Source organism: Alcanivorax sp. HI0083, assembly GCF_001635175.1.
On the sequence record NZ_LWFX01001524.1, the window covers coordinates 1 to 865 of the forward strand.

Genomic DNA, 865 nt, shown 5'->3' on the forward strand with positions numbered 1-865 from the left:
CTCCAGCCAGTACGACATCAGCTTTGCCTTTGAAGATGTCTCCATCGTCACGGTGACCCCGGGCAACTGGTTTAACGCGGCCATGCCGGCCAACTACCTGAATGGTCCGTTCATGCCGGGTCATTCCGGTTTCAAGAACGGCGACGATGCCTATTACTTTGGCAAGGGCGGCAACCTGGCACGTATCGTTTCACAAATGATTGTCGGTTATCGGCCAACCATCACCATCAATGCCGGTTCCGAGTTTGCCCAGCAAGTGACCGAAACCATCAAGGGTGAAGGTGGCTTCTTCATCGGACCGTTTGAGTTTGGTGGTGCCGGGGGTTCCGACAGCGATAAAGGCACGGTGAAAGTGGATGGCGAAACCATTACCTGCACCTCCAGCAGTAACTGGGGCACGGTGATTGGCCTGGGCACTAACTGGGTGGTTAACCCCCGCTAGGAGCTGACTATGTTACAGGTAGAACGTATGGGCGATGTCCGCAACGCCTATGGCAACATGAATGGAAACCAGGAGCGTGATGCCCGGCTTGCCATTAATGCCATCGACTTTGCCGATGTCTGGCGCGGTGCCGGTACTATCGTTAATCAGGGGCTGGTCAGGCTGGATGTGCAGGGCCGCACTGCGGCCGGCGAACAGAACCTTCAGGTCCAGATCAATGGCGTGAACGGTAACAGTACGGTGGCTGCCGCACTGATCGCCGAGAGCGTGCAGGATGCCAGTATCGAGGCGCAGCGGGTGTATGCTGTGCGCAAGATAAAGGACGCCCTGTTCAGCAGTATGAACGATAGCCATATTTACCGCGTAACGGGGACACCCACCTAGCGCAGACCTGAAAAATTGTACTTTGGTAACGGCTTGGCC

General features: G+C 56.1%; 2 protein-coding genes. Both read left to right on the forward strand.

Annotated features, from left to right (window positions below):
- The coding region (locus A3754_RS28140) for a hypothetical protein (RefSeq protein ID WP_197468799.1) at window positions 1–442 on the forward strand (442 nt) is incomplete at its 5' end.
- A 9-nt stretch (window positions 443–451) separates the two neighbouring features.
- The gene (locus A3754_RS22925) at window positions 452–826 is read left to right on the forward strand and encodes a hypothetical protein (RefSeq protein ID WP_063521438.1); all 375 of its coding nucleotides are present in this window, start codon (window positions 452–454) and stop codon (window positions 824–826) included.
- Window positions 827–865: the final 39 nt, after the last annotated feature.